General features: G+C 71.6%; 1 protein-coding gene. It reads right to left on the bottom strand.

The window, feature by feature from the left end:
* Positions 1 to 151 precede the first annotated feature (151 nt).
* A partial coding sequence (locus tag N878_RS22290) for an MFS transporter (protein ID WP_021445735.1) occupies positions 152 to 982 on the bottom strand: 831 nt, incomplete at its 5' end.

Below are 982 nucleotides of genomic sequence, written 5' to 3'. Positions count from 1 at the left end.
CGAACAGCGGCCAGGCCGGCGCGCTGCAGCTATAGCCGCAGGCCTCGAAGCGACGGCGAAACCGGCTCCAGATCAGCGGGGTGAGCCAGGTTCCGTGAATGAACAGGGCCTGCCGGCTCATGGCGGTGGGCGTCCTGCCGCCGCTGCGCCGTCATCGCGGATCGCTGGCATGCTGCGCTTCCGAAGGCTCCGGCGCCTGTTTGCCCGGCGTCAGGAAGTGGTCGATGCGTATCGCGACCCCGGCGCTCTGGAACTGCCTGGCCGCCGCCTCGATGCGTTGCTCGGCGCGGGTGACCCGGCCGTGGTGGCGCAGGTGTTCGAGCCAGGACTCGTCGAAGAAGAACTCCTGCCAGTGGCGCGGGTTCTCGCTGCTCTGCACCAGGCCCCAGGAGAACGCGCCGTTGCGCCGACGCATGCGCGCCACCTCGCTCATCGCCTGGCGAAAGGCCGTGGCATGTTCCGGGGCGATGTCGTAGTGCAGGGTGACCATCACCGGGCCGCGCTCGAGGTCGGCTTCGTCGGCCAGGATCGGCGCCGGCCAGTGCAGCGACGGGGCGAGATCCTCGGCCTCGGTAACCGGCAGCGGGAAACGCGGCGTGAGCAGTCCACCCAGCGCCAGGCAGCCGGCCGCGGCGACCAGGGCGAGCGGGATCGACGCCTGGCTGGCGACGAAGCCCCACAGCGCGCCGCCGGCAGCCATGCTGCCGAAGAACACCAGGATATAGACCGACAGCGCCCGCGCCCGTACCCAGTCCGGCACCGAAGTCTGCGCCGCGACCTGCAGGCTGGACAGCACGGCGATCCACGCCGCGCCGCTGAGCAGCATCACCGGCAGCAGGGCAGCGAAGTGGCGCAGGCTGGCCAGGGCCAGCAGCACCAGGGCATAGAGCAGGCTGGCCAGCAGCACCAGGCGGTCGCTGCTGATGCGCTCGCGCACGCGCGGCAGCAAGGTGGCGCCGAGCACGGCGCCGACGCCGACGCT

This window comes from Pseudomonas sp. EGD-AK9, assembly GCF_000465935.2.
GTDB lineage: Bacteria > Pseudomonadota > Gammaproteobacteria > Pseudomonadales > Pseudomonadaceae > Aquipseudomonas.
The sequence above is the reverse complement of the archived record's forward strand: the minus strand, read 5'-3'. Positions and strand labels throughout refer to the sequence as shown.